The organism is Acidovorax sp., assembly GCF_046291265.1.
GTDB lineage: Bacteria > Pseudomonadota > Gammaproteobacteria > Burkholderiales > Burkholderiaceae_C > Acidovorax.
On record NZ_JBKBTV010000051.1, the window covers coordinates 1 to 18,469 of the forward strand.

Below are 18,469 nucleotides of genomic sequence, written 5' to 3' on the forward strand. Positions count from 1 at the left end.
AGTCATCCACGCCAAATGCTCTCCCACGGGCTTCGATCCCAGAGGGCTTACGGGCTGTGGATAACTGTCCAAACTCAATGGCCTAAACATCGAAAACGAAAGATACAAGGGAGTGAAGATCAATTAGCCAACCGCAGGCTGCGTCCACCCCGGCACGGCGATGGCGTAGCGCGTGCCTTTGCCCTGGCCGGTGACCTGCAGCAGCCCCTTGTCCACCAGATCTGCCAGGTCGCGCGTGGCTGTGGGCTTGCTGGTGCCGGCAAGCTTGGTGTACTTGTCGGCGGTGAGCCCGCCGAGGAAGCCCCCGCCCAGCTCCACACTGCCCGCCGCCAGCAAGCGATCCAGCACCTTGGTTTGGCGGGCGTTGATGTCCGCACCTGCCATTCGCCCACGAAACGCCGCCTTGTCCACCGCCTGCCGCACCACCGCCTGCGACGCGATGCAGCCTTGCGCAAAGGCCTGTACGAACCACAGCACCCACGGCGTGACGTCAGGCAAGCCCTTTTGCGCTGCGTTCAACGCGTCGTAGTACGCGCTTCGCTGGACCAACATGCGCCGCGCCATGCCGAAGATGGGCGCGGAAAACCGCTGCAGCTGCCCGTGCCCCGCCGCCCCCGTCTGTCGCGCTGCCAAGTCTTGCGCCAACGCCATGTCTGCCAGCGCACGGCCAATGCGGCCGTTGCCGTCCTCAAACGGGTGCACCGTCTCAAACCACAGGTGGGCCACAGCCGCGCGTACCAGCCCGTTCAGGCGGTTCAGGCCATCAAGCGCGCCCTTTGCATCCACTGAGGGCCGGGTGGCCTCAAACCACTCCATGAACTGCGCCATCTCAGACGCAACCTGATGCGACGGTGGCGCTTGGTAGTGCACCACCTCACGCCCCATCGGTCCGCTCACGATCTGCATGGGGTCTTCATGGTCCCGCCACCGGCCCACGGTGATGCGCTGAATGCCCGACGTGCCACCGGGAAACAATGCGGACTGCCAGCGCCCCAGTCTGTCCGCATCCAGCGGCGCGGTGCAACGCTCCACAGCATCCTGCATCACATCCACCAACCCCTCCACAGACCGGTTCGGTGCAGTGGGCGCGTCGTCATCCAGCCCCAGGCGGCGCGCCACGGATGAGCGCACAGCCCCCAAGTCCAGCTGCTGCCCCTCGATCTGCGCGGTGGCCAGTGCCTCTTGCACCCACAGTTCACGCGCAATCTCTTGCGCAGGCCACAAGCCAATGGCATCCAGCAAACCCAGCAGACGGCCCTGCTCCATGCGAGCCGATTCGAGGGCGGGCACCAATGCGGCTGCATCCACCTGCAAGGCAGGCCAGCCAGGCTGTTGCCACAGATACCGGGGTGGATGTGAAGGTGCAAAAGATGCGGTCATGAGCCGCATTGTAGGAAATACGGCTCAGTTTTTGATCCGAATTTTTCTGGATACGGCTCATGGCCCAGAGCTCCTTCGCTTCGGCAAGCTCAGCCCGAACGTTGGAGAGCTATCTCTGGGGCATGCACATCTTCAAGCCAAATTGGCCTCCGGCGCTTATTCATAAAGCGCTGACAGCTATGAAATTGTGAGTCCTCACACTGCTAGATCGCCGTCAGCCCCACACCCCTTGGCCAACGATTGCGGCGCATGCCACGGCAAAGCAAAACAGCGCGCAACAGCAAAAGCCTGCCCCGCATCACTCCCCGTCCAAAAGCCCCACCTGCTTGAGTTCCGCAAATTGGGCCGCCATCGTCGGGTTGCCGCGGGTCAGCTTCTTGATCGTCAGGTCTTCCGCCTTGTCGTTGGCCAAGCGCAGGTTGTTGGCCGACTTGTGCAGCGCTTCCTTGGTCTTCTCCAGGTCCTTGATGGCCTCGTCGATGCGCTTGATGGCCTCCTCGAACCCGTCCGACGCCAGGCGCCAGTTGCGCCCAAAGGCGCCCTTGAACTCCTCCAGTTGCGACTCGAACTTGGTGATGTCCAGGTTCTGCGCCTTCACCAGCGCCAGCTCTGATTTGTACTGCAGCGACTTCATCGACGCGTTGCGCAGCAGCGTGATGATGGGGATGAAGAACTGCGGCCGCACCACGTACATCTTGGGGTAGCGGTAGAACATGTCCACGATGCCGGTGTTGTAGAGCTCGCTCTCGGGCTCCAGCAGCGACACCAGCACCGCGTACTCGCAGCCTTTTTCGGTGCGATCCTTGTCCAGCTCTTTCAAGAAGTCTTCGTTGCGCTTTTTGGTGACGGTCTCGTCGTTCTCGTTCTTCATCTCGAACATGATCGAGACAATCTCGTTGCCCGACTCATCCAGGTCGCGAAAGATGTAGTCGCCCTTGCTGCCGCTGCGGGCGTCGTTGTCCTTCTCGAAATACGCGCGGGGAAACGCCGTGGCGCGGATGCGGTTGAACTCCGTCTCGCAGTGTTGCTCCAGCGTCTCGCCCACCATCTTGGTCGACAGGCGCGCCTTCATGTCCCGCAGCCGCGCAATCTCGCCGTCGCGGTCACGCAACTGCAAGGCGTACTGCTCCTTGATGGCGGCCTCCTCCAGCTGCTTTTTCATCACCACCAGGTTCAGATCGTTCTTGAACTCATCGCGCTCCCGGGCCACCACGGTGACCGCATCGGACACGGCCAGCCTGCGCGTCACCTCGCCCGCATCCAGTTGCGATTTCAGCTGCTGGATCTCGGCGTCCTTTTTGGCGGCCACGCCTTGCAGCTCCTGCGCCAGCCGGGCCTCTGCCAGCTGGGCCGCAGTTTGCTGGGCTTGGCGCGCGCGCTCCAGCTCATTCGCCATCGCATCGCGCTGCTTTTCGACCGCGCTCAGGGCCTGCGCCACCGCCAAGTCGCGCTCCACCGCGCCCGCACCCAGCTGGGCTTTCAAGGCTTGAATCTCGGAGTCTTTGGCGGCCGTGGACTTCTGCAGCTCATTGGCCACCTGGGCTTGCGCCAGCGCCACTGCATTGCGCTTGTCCTGCTCGGCCAGCTCCAGCCTGTCGTGCAGCTGCGCGCTGAAATCCGCGTCGCGCACCTGCTTAAGGATGTCGGCATACCCGGTTTCGTCCACCTTGAACGCCTTGTTGCAGTGGGGGCAGATGATGTCGTGCATGGCGGTCACCGTATGTCGTGTTTCGTTGGGTGGGGAGCATAGCGGGCAAGCGATGCGCTTTGGGATGGCGGACGTCGACGGACTTGCCTCGACCCATCCAACCGATGTATTTCGAGCCAAATTGGTCACTAGCGCCCGTGGAATATGCGCCAATAGCTATCAAAACCATAGTGACTGTTCTGCAGGCAATTTTTACCCCCTTCCTTTGACACCGCCAAGCCACCTTAAGCTGAACATTCGAACATGGGCGCCTCGCAAGGCAAGGTGACTTGCGCAAGTACGCTTTGTCGTACGGTAATACCTCTAAGTCATTGTCATTATTAAGTTTTCGGTAAAAAATACCAAACCGCTAAAACGTACCGAAATGCTTGAACTCAGCCCTGCCATCACCCGCCAATACATCGACGCCGTTGCCGTGTTCGATGCACTGGCTGAAGCCACCGAAGAAGCAGCCCAGGTGCGCGGCGGCATGTATTGGCACGCGGGGCCAGCGTCGTCGCCAGAATCGAAGTACCTGGTGCGCACCACGCCCGCAGGGGCCGAAACCAGCCTGGGCCCCCGCACGCCCGAGACACAGGCCATCTACGACAAATTCACGCAAAGAAAGCAGGCCAGCGCCGAACGGCTGACCGGCCTGAAAGCCGCGCTGGACCAGCAACAGCGCATGAACCGCGCCCTGCGGGTCGGCAGGGTCGATCCCTTGGTGGTGGCGTTACTCAACCGCTTGGCCAGCACCCACCTCAGCGAACATTTTCGCGTGGTGGGCACCCACGCCCTCTACGCCTACGAGGCCGCAGCCGGGGTGCGGCTGGACGCAGATGCACTGGCCACGCGTGATATTGATTTGCTGTGGGACACCCGCAAACGCATCATTTTTTCTACCCAGCTCGCACGGGTGGACAGCTCCATGCTGGGGGTGCTCAAAAAGGTAGACCCCACCTTTCGCATACGGCAGAGCCAAAAGTACACCGCCGTCAACAAAGACGGCTTTGAGGTGGACATCATCCGCCGTGAGCAGACGGACGACGACCCCCACCCCATCAAGCTCAGTGACGCGGACGAAGACTTCTGGGTGGCCCAGGCCCGCCGCGCCAGTGTGCTGCTGGACTCACCGGGTTTCTCCGCCGTCATCGTCGCCACCAACGGCACCATGGCCCGCATGAACACCGTGCACCCGGCCACGTTTGTGGCGTTCAAGCGTTGGATGGCGGGGCAACCCGACCGCGACCCGCTCAAGCGACGCCGGGACGTGCTGCAGGCTGACGCGGTGCAGGTGCTGCTGGAGCAGTATTTGCCGCAGGTTTAAGAGTGGCTGATTCCGCCGCAGATCAGTGTAGAGAAGGATGGGGGCGTGGGGTATTCACGGGGGGTGGTGTAGGTATGCCGAAACATGGGTTCGGAGCGCAGGCAGGCCCGCCGCATAGCACGTTTGTGCTACATTGCCTCGAACCATCTCGGAGCCGCCATGTCCACCACCACCATCCGCATTGAAGACGAACTCAAAGTCCGCGTAGCGGCCGCAGCGCAGCAAATGGGCAAGTCGGCCCACGCCTTTATCGTGGACGCATTGGCCGAACGGGTAGAACAAGTGGAGCAAGAGGCCGCGTTCCATGCGCTGGCCGACGAACGCTGGGCAAACATCCGCACCACCGGCAAGACCGTGGCGTGGACCGATGCCAAAGCCTATTTGGTGGCCCGCGCCGACGCGGAAGGCAGCGATACCGGGCGCCCACGCAAACCGGCTGCCCGCAAGTTGGCCAAGTAGCGCGCGGCGATCTGTTCATTCACCAAGCAATGACCCGCATCGAGCTGGCCCCCGAAGTCTTCGACGACTTTGACCGCTTTTTTGACCACATCGCCCAATACGACCCCGGCTCTGCGCCCGAACGCATTGGCGCCATCGTCGATGCCATTCAAATCCTCAGCCACAGCCCGCAAATCGGCCGCCCCGTGCAAGGCGGCAAGCGCGAACTGGTGATTGGCCGCGCCTCGCGCGGCTACGTGGCGCTGTACCACTACATAGAGGCCATGGACACGGTGTTCGTGCTGGCTGTGCGCAGTCAACGCGAGGCAGGGTTCAAGCGGTAGGTTTTTGGAGCCAAATTGGCCTCTAGCGCTTGTCTATTAAGCGCTGACAGCTATCAAAATATTGCAGTTCCACATCGCTTGGCAAATTCATGGCGCGAGACACATGGACCCTTCGGGCGGTGAAGGCTTTCTGGTCAGCCATCCCTGAAACGCTACGGCGCGGTGAAAAGCACGTCTATTCGCCGCACGATCTGCGGCGAATAACCCCCATAATCACCGCATGTGGACTGACAAAGCCCCCCGCCGCCGCACCTACCTGTGGCAACGCCCCGACTGGCCGCATTGGCGTTTTGACGCGGCTGCCCTGGCCGCACCGCTGGCCGAAGTGCACCGCGCCCAAGGCCACCTGGCCGGGCGCATGGCCGACGTGGGGCTAGCGCAGCGCGACCAGGCCACGCTGCAAGCCCTGACGCAAGAGGTCATCACCACCAGCGCCATCGAAGGCGAAGCGCTGGATTTGGACGCCGTGCGCTCCTCCATTGCGCGCAGGTTGGGTGTGGACATTGGAGCGCTGGCGCCTGCCGACCGGCATGTGGACGGCGTGGTGGACATGGTGCTGGACGCCACCCAACACTACAGCCAGCCCCTGACCGCCGAGCGCCTGTTTGGCTGGCATGCAGCCCTGTTCCCTACCGGCTACAGCAGCCGCACGCGCATCCAGGTGGGCGCGTGGCGCAACGATGCAGCGGGCCCCATGCAGGTGGTGTCTGGCCCCGTGGGCCGAGAAAAAGTGCACTACGAAGCCCCGCCCGCCGCCCAACTGCCCGCCGAGACCGCCGCCTTTTTTCAATGGTTCAACGCCCCGACCACTGGTGACCCGCTCATCCACGCCGGCTTGGCCCACCTGTGGCTCGTCACCCTGCACCCTTTCGACGACGGCAACGGCCGCATCAGCCGCGCCGTGGGCGACATGGCACTGGCGCGCGCTGAAACGACGGCACAGCGTTTTTACAGCCTGAGCGCCCAGATCCAGCGCGAGCGCAAGCACTACTACGACCAACTCGAAACCACCCAGCGCGGCCCGCTGGATGTAACGCCCTGGCTGGACTGGTTTCTGGGCTGCCTCTTGCGCTCCGTACAAAGCGCAGAAGGCTTGCTGGCCGGAGTGCTTGGCAAGGCGCAGTTCTGGCAACGCTGGGCCGACGTGCCGATGAACGCCCGTCAGACGCTGGTGCTGAACCGCGTGCTGGAAGGCATGGAAGGCAAGCTGAACAACGCCAGGTGGGCGGCGATTGCCAAATGTTCATCGGATACGGCGCTGCGGGATATCAACGACCTGCTGGCGCAAGGGGTGCTGCAAAGGCTGGACGGAGGCGGGCGCAGTACGGCATATATATTGGTCAAAATGGGCTCTGGCGCTTTATAGACAAGCGCAAGCAGCTATTAAATTAGCAGCTCAATCCGCTGCGTACGCCCGCCACGCCGCAAACTCCGAGGGCCGCAACCCATAGCGCGCCAACACGCCCTCGTGCAGACGGCGCAGTTCATCCACCGTGATGGACAACACAGCGGCGCGGTCCGGCTCGGGCACCCGGGCGGCCACTGCCTGGGTGATCAGAGGCATGGCGTCCTCGCCCGGGCGCATCACCACCGCGTGAACGGTCTGCTTGATCACATCGCGGTAGGCAAGTCGAATGGAGTCGGGCTCGGCCAGGTCTTGCTTGATGGCCAGGTACTCCTGCGTGTCCCGCGTGTAGCGCTCGTACGCCCACACAAACACATCACGCAGCAGTTCCACGCGGGTCAACTCGTACACACCCAAAATCGCGCGGCTGTAGGCGGCCTCGGGCACATCCACAAAGGTCAGCGGGCAGAGGTTGGCGCGAAACAGCGGCAAGTTGGCGATGAGCCGTGAGGTGCGCTTGTCAATCAGCAGCCGGCTCAGGATGGCGCGGCTGTAGGTGCCTGCGGGCTCACCGGCCTGCGCCGTGTGCCCCATGTTGTGCAACTGGCGGCGCAGCGGTGCAGGCAGATACCAGGTCACGTTGGGCTCGTACGCCTCCAGAAAATCGCGCTGGTACCCCACTGGCTTGCGCGCCGCCAGGGGCTGGTCCACATAGTCCAGCACATCGCGGCTATCGGCAGACAAGGGAATGGTGGCAGGGAAGTGGTCCGCAATGCCTTCCGTCCCGTTCGCCCCAGTAGCGTTGACTACCCGCACACTTCCCACATACCGTCGCGCGCGCGCCTCACCCAGCGCCACGATGTGCCCCCCGGCCACCCACCCGGCCAGCAAACGCTGGGCCGTGCGGCGCGATACGTCAGGGTGCAGCGTCAGCAGTTGCGCCAAACCGAGTCCAATAAGCGCTAGCAGCTATCGATTAGTGAGCAATAAAGCACGCCACATCTTTGAAACGCCCGATTAACTCCACGCGTGGCTGCGAGTAACCACGCCAGCGAGACTGAGTTTTGGGTACGCATCTAGCAGGCGCTTTGGTGTTGGCAGTTTGCGGGTTCTTGATCAGCTGTTGCCTTGTAGGGCTCCGACTAGAAGTCCAAGATCACAAACACACTCTTTGCAGTGTCATAAAGGACGAAAATTGAGTAGATAAATGAAGCGGTCAAAGCTGCTTGAAATATTTCTGAAGATACTGCGATAGGTAAATTCTTCGCCGACTCGAGTGCAAGAATGAATAGCGACACTGCAATTAGAGTGACTTGCTCTTTGATCGACAGAAGCATCTCACTTCTAGTTGAGTCAAAAATTTCGCGCTGCCCCGTTTTATCAATTATTTCTCTAATTTTTGTAAGCACTATGCCGAGTGTTGCCGTATTAACGGCTAGAAGCGCAATTTGTATGTTTGTAATGTTTAATTTTAAAAAATCAAACACAAAATGTGACTGCAACTGATGCAACAAAAATTGCACCATGCATGCAATTCCCAACGATGTAAAGGCTGTTTTTAACACGTCAGTGTTCATTGCAAGGCAGCTCGAATTATTTCGACAATTTCATTAGCATCAGATGTTATCTCAATTCCCGACAAATGTACTTCTCGCCTAGAAGTAGACGTTTGGAATTTCTTTCTTATACCCTTAATTTTCAGCCTTATATCCCCAGCGCCCTCGCTGGTGTATTTGACCAATCCTTGGATAGTTTCATTTGATTGATCGATATCAAGTGAAGAGGATGGATCGGACCGGAGTGCGAGCTGCTCCCTTACTGCATTTGTTTTCTTTCCTAAGTTTTTCAATGTAGTGGCCAGAGTTTTTGAAATATTGGCCATGTTGGGCGTTATAAATTCAAATTCAATCCAAGTTATTCGATTACTGTATTGACTAACAAGCCCCCAAAAATAGGCCTCGTTAAACAGCGGTTCTATTTGGAGACTCAAACCAATTTTATCTAGCGCGCCTCTTGTTCCTCGAAGAACGATGTTTGCTACCGTGTCGGTATTGGCAAAGGCGGTGACGCGCTCTTGAATAATTAAAATTTGATCATCTGGTTTATTCAGAATGTAGGCTTCTATGTGCGGCCAATTTTCAACCTTCTCACGTCGCGAATCCGCCGTTTCTCTGGTTAGTGGCCTGCTAGGTGCAAGCTGTATCCGAAAGAAATCTTGCTGAACTTCTTCAATTGAAATATTTACCTCTACCCGCTTATGATTGACTTTTGGTAGATGAGTAAGGGCCTCTGCAAAAAATTGATTTTTACGCGCGACTATCTCCTCAGCAGAAAGGTCGTGATAAAGATCTTTAGTTTCATTTCGATCCAAGGGCAACAGCTGATAACGATATGCTCTAAATACGGTGTGTGTACTCATATGTTTCCCCTTAAATGATTGTTGTCGGTTTGCCCGAATTCAATTGATCAAATAATTTTGGTGCAACCGCCCAGTTGGCGATAGCCGTACTTCAAACGCTGCTGAGAAGCCTTTTGACGTCGCAGATTCGACAAAAACTCTCCGTTGATCACAGTTGCCTTCCAAACATTGATGGACCGCACACTCCGACAACCAGCCGCTGCGTTGCCCGCGTAGCCGCCACATAAAACACCCGCGCCGCTTCCTTCTCGTCCTCCCCTACCGCAGGCATATGCCCCACGCCGGGGAGCGCCACCACGGGGAACTCCAGGCCTTTGCTGACCTTCATCGTCATCACCTGTATGGCGTCCGCACCGGGCCGGTATTCACCACTCTTCTTGCGCACGCGATGAGGCAGCTTGCGTTGGGCCAAGGCGATGGCGCACAAGTCAATGGTTTTCCAGTCAGCGCACAGCACGGCCATGTCGCCCCAGGCAAAGCCTTCTTTGTGGGCGCTAGCCAGGTGATCCGCAATGGCAAAGGCTTCGTCGCGCAGGGTGGGCAATTTGATGATGACGGGGGCCTGCCCCTCGCGTCCGCAGCTCACGGGCTTGAGCAACGGGATGCCGTCGTCGTCTTTGTCGTCCGCCGTCAGCAGGTCTGCGGCGACCAAGCTGGCGGTTTGCAATATCTGCCGCGTGTTGCGGTAGTTGATCTTCAGGATGGTGGTGCGCCCTTGCGCCTGGATGCCCACGCTTTTGAAGCTGAACTGTTTGCTGCGCGCGCGTTCGTAAATGCTTTGCGCGTCGTCGTACAGCACCAGCAGGCTGTTGGTGGTGGGGTCCACCATTTGGGTGATGAGCTTGAGCCATTCGGGCGCAAAGTCGTGGCCTTCGTCGATCATCACGGCCTGGTATTGGCCGCCGGGGATTTGGCTGCGCTCTACGGCGCGGATGACGTTGCCGACCAAGCCTTCATAAAAGCCGCCGCCTTGCGGTGGCAGGGCCTGCCCGTAGGCTGTGAGCTGGCGGTGGCACCAGCTGTGAAAGTGCCGCACATGCACGCGGTCGCTCAGGCCTTTGGCGTCCATCACGCTGGCCAGCGTGACGCCCAGCGGCTCGTTAAAGCAGAGGATGAGGACGGGCTTGCTGGCGGGGGTGCAGGCCTTGGCCAGATATTCGGCACGGTAGCCGAGGATCATGGTTTTGCCTGAGCCCGCCACGCCGTGGATGACGCGGTGGCCGTCGCCCAGGCTGCGGGCCAGTTGCTCTTGCTGCAGGTCTAGCACCCGCATGATGTCGGGCAACTGGGCGTCGGCATCGTTGTCGTCAAACAGCGCGCCTTGGGTTTGCACGCGCACTTGGGGGAACATGATCCACCGCACGCGGTCGAGCTGCGGCAGGGTGATGGCGCCGCCGAAGCGGTGGGCAAACATGTTCCACAGCCGCTGCTGAAACTCTTCGGGGTCGGCGTGTTCGAGCATTTCGTCTTGGCAGATGACGTAATGCGGGTCGATGGTTTCGGCCAGGCCTGCGTTGTCAAACTCTTTGCGGGTGATGCGGGTGAACACCACGCCGTGCCCCCACGGGAATGCCAGCTTGCCTTGGTGTGCTCCGTCGGCTTGCACCAGTTGCGGGTCGCGCTCTAGCGCGTTGACCACCTGGATGGCGCAGTGGCGGGCTTGGGCCAGTGGGTTAATGACGACTTTGGGTCGCCCGTTGTCAAGAATCGTCCAGGCCTGCCGGGTGGCGTCTTGCACGGTTTGCAGGCGCCAGTCCTTGGTCTCTAGCACCAGCAAACCCCTGCGGGGGTGCAGCACGACAAAGTCGGGGTGGGTTTGCTTGGGGCCAATGGGCACGTTGTGCCACAGCAGGTAATCGTCATCGAGCTTCTGCTCCAGCCGCTCGGCTAGGCGTCGCTCCCCCGTGGAATCAAATGCGGACGAGCCTATCGCCGGTATCAATGTCGCCATGCCGCTTATCGTCCCCCTATGTTGTGCGCTGCATATCTTTGTATGCAGTTGTTAATGCACTTTAGGTGGTGTGGCAGCGCGGCGCAACTTTTGGATGCCATGCGTGTTGGCGAGCGGCGAGTGAGTGGGCCGCAGCGGACAGACTCGCACAGTCAGGACTATTCAAACCAAATTGGCCTATAGCGCTTAATCAATAAGCGCTAGCTGCTATCAAAATCATACTAACCAGCTCACCGCACTGTTGCAGCCGTTGAGCACTGACGCCCAACTGCAAGTCCGCGCAGCCCCGTGGAGTAAATTGCCCCGCATGCCCAACACCCCCGCCCCCGCCTCCACCTCCACCGCCGCCCCGGCATCCCTCATCGACTCGCGCCAAGCCGCCTGGCGCCTGCTGACCACCCTCGGCCTGGTCGTGCTGGGCAACAGCAGCATGTACGTGGTGTCGGTGGTGCTGCCCGCAGTGCAGGCCGAGTTCGGCGTAGGCCGCGCGGATGCGTCGCTGCCCTACACGCTGATGATGGTGTGCCTGGGGCTCGGCGGGCTGTGGACGGGGCGCATGGCTGACCGGCATGGGTTGATGCCGGTGCTGTGCGTGGGGGCGGTGGCGGTGTGTGGCGGTTTTGTGTGGGCGGGGCTGTCGGGCAGCATCTGGATCTTTGGGCTGGCGCATGGGTTGATGGGGCTGATTGGTGCGTCGGCCACGTTTGCGCCGCTGTTGGCCGACACGGCGCTGTGGTGGAACAAGCGGCGTGGCATTGCGGTAGCGATTTGCGCCAGCGGCAACTACATTGCGGGCGCGCTGTGGCCGCCCATCGTGCAGCACGGCATCGAAACCATTGGCTGGCGCCACACCTATGTGCTGATGGGGCTGGTGTGTGGCGCGGGCATGCTGCTGCTGGCGCTGCGCATGCGGCAGCGGGCGCCGCTGGTGTTGATGGATGTGTCTGCATCAACGTCTTCCTCGGCTTCAGTGCCTGCGTCGCCGTCTGCGGCATTGTCTGCGCCGTCACCTTTGGCAGGGGGCGCTGCGGTGGATGTTGGTGCTGCGGCTGCCCCGTCTTCTTTATCTCTATCTTCATCTTCTACAGCGACTGCCGCACCCGCTCCTTCGGTGCCTTCAGCCGTCGACCGCAGCCGCCCGTTTGGACTGCGACCTGTCTATGCGCAGCTGCTGCTGTGCGTGGCGGGCGTGGCGTGCTGCGTGGCCATGGCGATGCCGCAGGTGCACATCGTGGCGTATTGCACCGACCTGGGTTTTGGCGCGGCGCGTGGGGCCGAAATGCTGTCGCTGATGCTGGCGTGCGGCATTGTCAGCCGCCTGGTGTCGGGCGTGATCTGCGACCGCATTGGCGGCGTGCGCACGCTGCTGCTGGGGTCGGCGTTGCAGGGCGTGGGGCTGGCGCTGTTTCTGCCGTTTGACGGGCTGGTGCCGCTGTATGTGATCTCGGCGATGTTTGGGCTGTTCCAGGGCGGCATCGTGCCTGCCTACGCCATCATCATCCGCGAGTATTTCGCGCCGCAAGAGGCAGGCGCCCGGGTGGGCGCGGTGATCATGGCCACGCTGGTGGGCATGGCGCTGGGGGGCTGGATGTCGGGCTGGATTTTTGACGTGACGGGCAGCTACCACGCGGCGTTCATCAACGGCATGGGGTGGAACCTGCTGAACCTGTCGATCATGGGGTGGCTGTATTGGCGAGTGCGGCGGCAGGGGGCGGTGGCGGGGCGGGCGCAGCCCAGTGCGGGGTAGCGGTGCAGGCGGCTGACTTGCCGACAACGCATGCCAGCACCCAGCGAGAAATATGAGTCAAATTGGCCTCTAGCGCTTTACCAATAAGCGTTAGCAGCTATTAATTGATGAGCAGTGACCACCATCGGTTTGCAGGCCCCGCTGTGTCAAACCTTCGCCTGCCCGATCGGTGCTTGATTCAAGCAGCTACCACTGGATGGCTCACATCAGGCTTCGGCCGCACCGATACCTGCCAAGTGCGCCGTCCAATCGGGAGCGGCAATCAAGCCAGCTTGAAAATCGCCACCGATTGGACGAGATCCTGCGCCTGGCTGTTGAGGCTGGAGGCTGCGGCGGCCATCTCTTCGACCAGGGCGGCGTTTTGCTGGGTGGCCTGGTCCATCTGGGTGACGGCTTCGCCCACTTGCGACACACCCGCGCTTTGTTCGCTGCTGGCGGCGCTGATCTCTCCCATGATGTCGGTCACGCGGCGGATGCTGTTCACCACTTCGTTCATGGTGCTGCCTGCCTGGTCGACCAGTTGGGTGCCCTGCTCCACACGGGCAACGCTGTCGTCGATCAGGGTCTTGATCTCCTTGGCGGCACTGGCGCTGCGGCCGGCCAGTGAGCGCACCTCGGACGCCACCACCGCAAAGCCACGGCCTTGCTCTCCGGCACGGGCGGCTTCCACAGCGGCGTTCAGCGCCAGGATGTTGGTCTGAAAAGCGATGCCGTCGATCACGCTGATGATGTCGGCGATTTTTCGGGAACTGAGGCTGATGCCCTTCATGGTGTCGACCACCTGGGTCACTACGGCGCCCCCCTGCACGGCCACCGACGACGCGTTTTGGGCCAGCCCGTTGGCCTGGCGGGCGCTGTCTGCGTTTTGTTTGACGGTGGACGACAGCTCTTCCATGCTGGCTGCGGTTTCTTCGAGTGCGCTGGCCTGGCTTTCGGTGCGCGCGCTCAAGTCGTGGTTGCCCTGCGCGATCTGGGTGCTGGCAGAGGCCACGCCCTCGGAGCCCTGCCGCACGTTGGCCACCACGGCCGCCAGGCTTTGCTGCATTTTCTGAAGCGCTGCGGCCAGTTCAGCGGGCTCGTCGCGCCCCTGGCTGTGGATGGCGCGGGACAGGTCACCCGATGCAATCACGCGGGCGCTCTCGGCGGCCTCGCGGATGGGCCGCACGATGGAGCGCGACAGCATGAGGGCCAACACGCTGGCCATCACGAAGGCAATCACCCCGCCGCCCATCATGAGCCATTGCGCTTGCTGCGCGTTGGCTTCCGCTTGCGCCAACGATGCGTTGTACAGCCCCTGTTGCCGGTCTTCGAGCTTTTGGAGCAGGCCGCTGTACCGGTCCGCGAGCGGCCGGAGTTCTTTTTCTAGCGACTGCTCCACGTCTTCACCGGCAGCGCGGCGTTTGAGCAGCTCGGCACGGGGGTTGCGGTAGGCGGCCCGCGCCTCGTCGATTTCCTTGAGGATGGCCTTGCCTTCGGGAGACTGGACCAGTTCGATGGCCCGCTGGCGGGACGCCGTCGAGATCTCGGAGGTCTTGTCCATCTCTTTTTGCCAAGCTGCGATGCGCTTGGTGTCGCCATCGAGCATGGCGGCCTTGGTGCGCACCCAGTTCAGGTCGATGGTCTGGCGCCAGCGCACGGCAACGTCCAGTTTTTCGGATTCTGTGGTGGCCAGGGTTCTGGCCGTGGCGGTCAGCTGGCGCATCTCCCACACGCCAATGCCCACGCTGCTTGCCAACAAAAGAAGGATTAGCCCGAAGGCCGTGACCAGACGAGGGCCGATCGACATATTGCGCAGCGTATTCATGTTGTCTCCATTTTTTAGTGACCGGGAATCTGGCGCAGCGTAAGCACCGCCCTGCAGCGTCGTAACAATGTGTCAGTGTAGTGGTGCGAGTGGGTTAGCGCGCCTACCCCAAGACAGTTATCAAAACACTGCGACGGGTTTTGGTGGATCACTGCATCTCTAAGGCTGCAAATACCGCCCCGCCAGCTCCTTCTGCGCAGCGGCGTCCACCCCCAGCACATCCACCAGATACGGCTGCACGCCGCCAAAGTCGTTGTCGACCATGTGCAGTGCGGCGTCCAAAAACTCTTCTTGCACGCGCCACAACACGGCCAGCACTTCTTCAGGCGCGTGGCTGCCCATGCCGGCCGGGCGTTGGTAGAGGCTGTTGGTAAGCAGGTAGTCGTGCATGACCACATCGCGCGGCACGCCCAGGGTCAGCAGGATGAGGGCCGCAGCAAAACCGGTGCGGTCTTTGCCTGCGGTGCAGTGGAAGACGGTGGGTGCGTCGCTGGCCAGCAGTAGCTTGAATAGCTCGGCAAAACGCGGGGCGTTGTCGTGCACAAAGCCGCGGTAGGTGTCTTGCATCAGCCCCACGGCGTCTTGCGCGGTGAGCTGGCGGCCGGTGCGTTGCAGCTCCAGCGCGCGCTGCACCACGGTGGGCTCGATGTTGAGGGGGTGGTAGGCGATGCCGGGCAGCGCGTAGGCATAGGCAGCGCTTTCAGCCTTGCCGCGAAAGTCCACCGCGCGGGTCACGCCCAGGTCGGCCAGCAGGGCCTGGTCTTGCGCCGTCAAACCTGCCAGATGGTCAGACCTAAAGATGCGCCGCCATTTGACTTGCTGGCCGCCGTGGCCGGTGTAGCCGCCCAGGTCGCGAAAGTTGGTGGCGCCCATCATGGGCAGGGATCGGGTGGGGGCTTGCTGCGGCATGGTGCGAGGTGCGCGGTCAGTGAGGAGGGAGGTACAGGATAGTCGGGCTGTGTGGCAACCGTCTGTCGCGCGGGTGGCTGGGGGTCCGGTGGTCGGTTGATTCGTGAACGGCCGCAACGGCAACGCGCCTGCCCCGCTGCCGGACGGCCGGTGTGCAAAATTGCGGAATGCTCCATCAACGCTTTGTGCCCACCCCACCCGACCTGCAGCCCTGGCTGGAGGCGGCCGTGGTGGTGGACTGCCCTGCAGAGCTGGCGCAGTCGCAGTTTCCGGCGACGGTGTCGAGCATGCTGGTGGTGCGGCTGGCAGGCCAAGTGATGTGCCAGGGGGTGCAGGTGCCAGAGGCGGCGTGGATGAGCGCCAGCACCTGCGCCACGGTGTATGCACACCAGGGCCGCGTGCACGCCGTGGGGCTGGTGCTGCGGCCCGAGGCAGCGGCGGCGCTGTTTGCGGGCGCCTGCGGGACGGTGAATGCGATTCGCCCCTTGTCTGAACTGGCAGGCCCCCGGTGGGCTTCGGTAGAGCGCGGCGTGCGGGCGGCGGCAGACGATGACGCCCGGCTGGATGTGTTGTGCCAGTTCATCCGCGCCACTGCTGCACCACCGTCTGATTGCGAGGTGCAGCGGCTGCAAGCGTTGGCACTGCTGACCGCGGCCTGCCGTGCCGATGGAGGCACCGGTCAGCACATGGGCCTGAGCCAGCGCCAGTTTGAACGGCGCTTTGTGGCGCACTGGGGCATGGCGCCCAAACAGTTTCAGGTGATTGCGCGGCTCAACAGCACGCTGTGGCACGCCCTTGCGAACGCGCCAGGCAGCCAGGGTGCCGAACTGGCGGTGGACCAGGGCTACTACGACCAGTCACACATGGGGCGCGATGTGCGCAGGCTGGCGGGCCAACCGCTGCAGGCGCTGGTGCAAGACACGCGCACCTCGCTCAGCACGCACTGGCCTTTGCAGATAGGTGCGCAGACGCAGCCGAAGCCGCTGCACCAACCACCCCAGCCCACTCAGCCAACTCAACTGGTAGCGCCAGCGCGCAGGCGATAAGCCAGATACAGCGGCATCGCAAACGCCAGGCTGATGCCAAAGCAGGCCGCGATCCAAGCCCAGCGCCACGCGCCCAGGCTGCGGTCTGCCGCAACCCAGACTGAAAACGCCACGGCGGCCAGGTACACGTCGAGGGTGATGCCGGTGGTCAGGGGGTTGGCAAATGCGTCTCGCCAGAAGACATCGGGCATCACGCTGCCGCCCGCCAAAAAGTACACCACGTTGAAATACCAGGGCACGGCCAGCCCCACAAAGGCGAGCAGCAGGAAGAAGGCGCGCATGTGCTTTTTTTGCATCGGTTCGATCAGCCATCAAGGATGGGCTGGGAGTAGTGAATCAATGCGGCGATTGGACGCGGGGAGCACCCCTGCCGGATAGGAAAAAACCGACATGCGCAGCGTGGCGCGCGCATGTCCGCCACCCCCGCACGGTGTGTGCGCGGCCTGCCCACCTGCTGGCAGCGCCGCCGTGGCAAAGCCAGCGGCGGCATACCGTCTGGCCCGTCTTATTTGCCTTGCACGTGCGCGTTGCGCGCCGCCACTGCCAGGTCAGGGTAGTTGGCAAACACGCCGTCCATGCCCATGTCCAGGTATTTGCGGAAGTCGGCGGCGGCCAGGGTGGCGTCGGCCTGGGCAAAGGTCCAGCCGTGCACCTTCAGGCCCGCGGCATGGGCTTGTTCGATGAAGGCCTTGGTGACGGGGTAGGTAGTGTTGTTGATGAGCACGCCCACGCCTTCGTTGAACGCGGCTACGTCCTTGAGTGCGAGCATCTGCACGCCGGTGGCGCCCGTCACGCCCATGCGCGGGGTGCCGTCGGCAGCGGCGGTGGCCACGCCCAGCAGCACCAGCGGCATCTTGTTGTTCTGCGCGATTTGTTTGGTGCGCAGGCTGCGCAGGGTGGCGTCGCTGAACGACTGGATGTAGATCTTGCTGTTGGCGTTGTAGCCGTTGGCGGCCAGCGTCTTCAAAATGCCGTCTTCCATCACCGGGTCGGCCTGTTTGGCCTCGGGGTAGATGCCCACTTCGCGGCCCACGGCGGTGCTTTGCTTCTTGGCAAAGTCCACCACTTCCTGAAAAGTGGGCACAGCAAACGGGTTGGTGGCGCTGGGGTTAAAGCCGGGGTAGCTGGTTTTGCCGGTGCTGGTGGGCACCACGGTCAGCGTCTTGATTTCGGCGAGCGTGAAGTCCGCCACCTTGTAGCTGCCGTTGCGCTGTGCGAACAGCGCGGCAACGTTGGTGGTGCGGGTGAGCGTGTCGTCGTGAATGGCAACCAGCGCGCCGTCTTTGGTGAGCTGCAGGTCGGGTTCGATGAAGTCGGCGCCCATGCGGATGGCCAGCTCATAGCCGCCCAGGGTGTGCTCGGGCAGGTAGCCGCTGGCGCCGCGGTGGGCAATGACCTGGGGCTGTGCGGGCGCGTCGTTGTCGCTGCCGCCGCAACCGGTGATGACGAGGGCCGACAGGCAGACTGCAGCGAGGGAGAAAGCTTTCATGGTGAACAGATCCAGTGTTTGGAAAAGAGGCCGACTCTAGGGACGCACCATGGCAGTGGCGTGACATGGCGGCGTCGCAAGACGAGCGGGTGACAGGCGAGTGGCACTTGCGAGATGACCTTGCGAAAGCTGCGCACGCGCGGCGCACCGCTACCGGTGCTGGCGGCGCTTTCCCTGTCGTCTGGCCGTGCGGCCCGTTACTGCGGCAGCGAGGTCACTGCGCCGTCGACCGGCAGCTCTTGGCTGCCTTTGGGGCAGGGCTGGTCGGTGTAGCTGGTGCGGCCATCGCGCACACATTTGCGCGGCTGTGGGGCCACGGGTTGAGAGGCGGTGCCTTTTGCAGAGCGAGCCTGTGCAGCGGGCTGCTGCTTGCCGGGCGGCAGGGTGTCTGCGCCAGGGCGGGTGATCGTCTTCCAGGCCTGCTCAGACCACGGCCCGGCGTGGGGCAGCCACTGGTCTCTCGTCCACCACGCAGCGGCAGCGCCGGCCACCAAGACCACCGCGATGGCGGTGAGGACAGTGCGTTCGGTGCGGCTGCGCATGACGCGGTGGGTAGCGGATAGTGGGCGCGTGGCAGCACACC

17 protein-coding genes are annotated in these 18,469 nt (G+C 62.1%); 6 read left to right on the plus strand and 11 right to left on the minus strand.

Going from position 1 to position 18,469, the window contains the following annotated elements; translation table 11 throughout:
* Positions 1 to 123: 123 nt before the first annotated feature.
* Together ACK41V_RS17325 and ACK41V_RS17330 are read right to left on the minus strand one after the other, a co-directional pair.
* Positions 124 to 1,380, minus strand: a complete 1,257-nt coding sequence (locus ACK41V_RS17325) for a Fic family protein (protein WP_409784074.1) — start codon at positions 1,378 to 1,380, stop codon at positions 124 to 126.
* A 298-nt stretch (positions 1,381 to 1,678) separates the two neighbouring features.
* Positions 1,679 to 3,088 carry a DUF2130 domain-containing protein gene (locus ACK41V_RS17330; RefSeq protein WP_409784075.1) on the minus strand — a complete coding sequence of 470 codons (1,410 nt, stop codon included), beginning with the start codon at positions 3,086 to 3,088 and terminating at the stop codon, positions 1,679 to 1,681.
* 364 nt (positions 3,089 to 3,452) lie between these two features.
* Here ACK41V_RS17330 and ACK41V_RS17335 point away from each other — a divergent pair, with 364 nt between their 5' ends.
* From ACK41V_RS17335 to ACK41V_RS17350, 4 genes are all read left to right on the plus strand, one after another.
* Complete coding sequence (locus ACK41V_RS17335) at positions 3,453 to 4,394, plus strand: GSU2403 family nucleotidyltransferase fold protein (protein ID WP_409784077.1); 942 nt, start codon at positions 3,453 to 3,455, stop codon at positions 4,392 to 4,394.
* 159 nt (positions 4,395 to 4,553) lie between these two features.
* Complete coding sequence (locus ACK41V_RS17340; RefSeq protein ID WP_409784079.1) at positions 4,554 to 4,853, plus strand: CopG family ribbon-helix-helix protein; 300 nt, start codon at positions 4,554 to 4,556, stop codon at positions 4,851 to 4,853.
* A gap of 29 nt (positions 4,854 to 4,882) precedes the next feature.
* Entirely contained in the window at positions 4,883 to 5,176 is a 294-nt protein-coding gene (locus ACK41V_RS17345) for a type II toxin-antitoxin system RelE/ParE family toxin (RefSeq protein ID WP_409784080.1), read from the plus strand.
* Positions 5,177 to 5,396: 220 nt separating this feature from the next.
* Positions 5,397 to 6,542 carry a Fic family protein gene (locus ACK41V_RS17350; RefSeq protein ID WP_409784081.1) on the plus strand — a complete coding sequence of 382 codons (1,146 nt, stop codon included), beginning with the start codon at positions 5,397 to 5,399 and terminating at the stop codon, positions 6,540 to 6,542.
* Between the two features lie 30 nt (positions 6,543 to 6,572).
* Here ACK41V_RS17350 and ACK41V_RS17355 read toward each other — a convergent pair whose 3' ends face one another.
* From ACK41V_RS17355 to ACK41V_RS17370, 4 genes are all read right to left on the minus strand, one after another.
* Positions 6,573 to 7,466, minus strand: a complete 894-nt coding sequence (locus ACK41V_RS17355) for a hypothetical protein (protein WP_409784082.1) — start codon at positions 7,464 to 7,466, stop codon at positions 6,573 to 6,575.
* A 197-nt stretch (positions 7,467 to 7,663) separates the two neighbouring features.
* Entirely contained in the window at positions 7,664 to 8,098 is a 435-nt protein-coding gene (locus tag ACK41V_RS17360; RefSeq protein ID WP_409784084.1) for a hypothetical protein, read from the minus strand.
* Positions 8,095 to 8,940: a hypothetical protein gene (locus ACK41V_RS17365; RefSeq protein ID WP_409784085.1), complete on the minus strand. Its 846-nt coding sequence runs from the start codon at positions 8,938 to 8,940 to the stop codon at positions 8,095 to 8,097. Before ACK41V_RS17365 ends, ACK41V_RS17360 begins: the two co-directional genes overlap by 4 nt.
* A gap of 148 nt (positions 8,941 to 9,088) precedes the next feature.
* Positions 9,089 to 10,891, minus strand: coding sequence for a DEAD/DEAH box helicase (locus ACK41V_RS17370; protein WP_409784086.1), 1,803 nt, complete (start codon positions 10,889 to 10,891; stop codon positions 9,089 to 9,091).
* 307 nt (positions 10,892 to 11,198) lie between these two features.
* On the opposite strand from ACK41V_RS17370, the gene ACK41V_RS17375 reads away from it, so the two are divergent.
* The gene (locus tag ACK41V_RS17375) at positions 11,199 to 12,638 is read left to right on the plus strand and encodes an MFS transporter (protein ID WP_409784087.1); all 1,440 of its coding nucleotides are present in this window, start codon (positions 11,199 to 11,201) and stop codon (positions 12,636 to 12,638) included.
* A gap of 262 nt (positions 12,639 to 12,900) precedes the next feature.
* On the opposite strand, the gene ACK41V_RS17380 is transcribed toward ACK41V_RS17375, so the two are convergent.
* Positions 12,901 to 14,442 (minus strand): methyl-accepting chemotaxis protein, encoded by a 1,542-nt coding sequence (locus ACK41V_RS17380; RefSeq protein ID WP_409784089.1) that lies wholly within the window; start codon positions 14,440 to 14,442, stop codon positions 12,901 to 12,903.
* Positions 14,443 to 14,601: 159 nt separating this feature from the next.
* Entirely contained in the window at positions 14,602 to 15,351 is a 750-nt protein-coding gene (locus ACK41V_RS17385) for a tyrosine-protein phosphatase (protein WP_409784090.1), read from the minus strand.
* Positions 15,352 to 15,518: 167 nt separating this feature from the next.
* Between ACK41V_RS17385 and ACK41V_RS17390 the strand changes: the two genes are divergently transcribed.
* A complete protein-coding gene (locus tag ACK41V_RS17390; RefSeq protein WP_409784092.1) occupies positions 15,519 to 16,397 on the plus strand; it encodes a helix-turn-helix domain-containing protein in 879 nt (292 codons plus the stop codon).
* Here the strand turns inward: ACK41V_RS17390 and ACK41V_RS17395 are convergent.
* The 3 genes from ACK41V_RS17395 to ACK41V_RS17405 all read right to left on the minus strand — a co-directional run bounded on the left by ACK41V_RS17395 (position 16,367) and on the right by ACK41V_RS17405 (position 18,428).
* Complete coding sequence (locus ACK41V_RS17395; protein WP_409784094.1) at positions 16,367 to 16,678, minus strand: DUF2834 domain-containing protein; 312 nt, start codon at positions 16,676 to 16,678, stop codon at positions 16,367 to 16,369. The genes ACK41V_RS17390 and ACK41V_RS17395 overlap by 31 nt on opposite strands.
* A gap of 224 nt (positions 16,679 to 16,902) precedes the next feature.
* Positions 16,903 to 17,886 carry a glycerophosphodiester phosphodiesterase family protein gene (locus tag ACK41V_RS17400; protein ID WP_409784095.1) on the minus strand — a complete coding sequence of 328 codons (984 nt, stop codon included), beginning with the start codon at positions 17,884 to 17,886 and terminating at the stop codon, positions 16,903 to 16,905.
* A gap of 197 nt (positions 17,887 to 18,083) precedes the next feature.
* On the minus strand, positions 18,084 to 18,428 hold the full coding sequence (locus tag ACK41V_RS17405) for a DUF4124 domain-containing protein (RefSeq protein ID WP_409784097.1): 345 nt from the start codon (positions 18,426 to 18,428) through the stop codon (positions 18,084 to 18,086).
* Positions 18,429 to 18,469 lie beyond the last annotated feature (41 nt).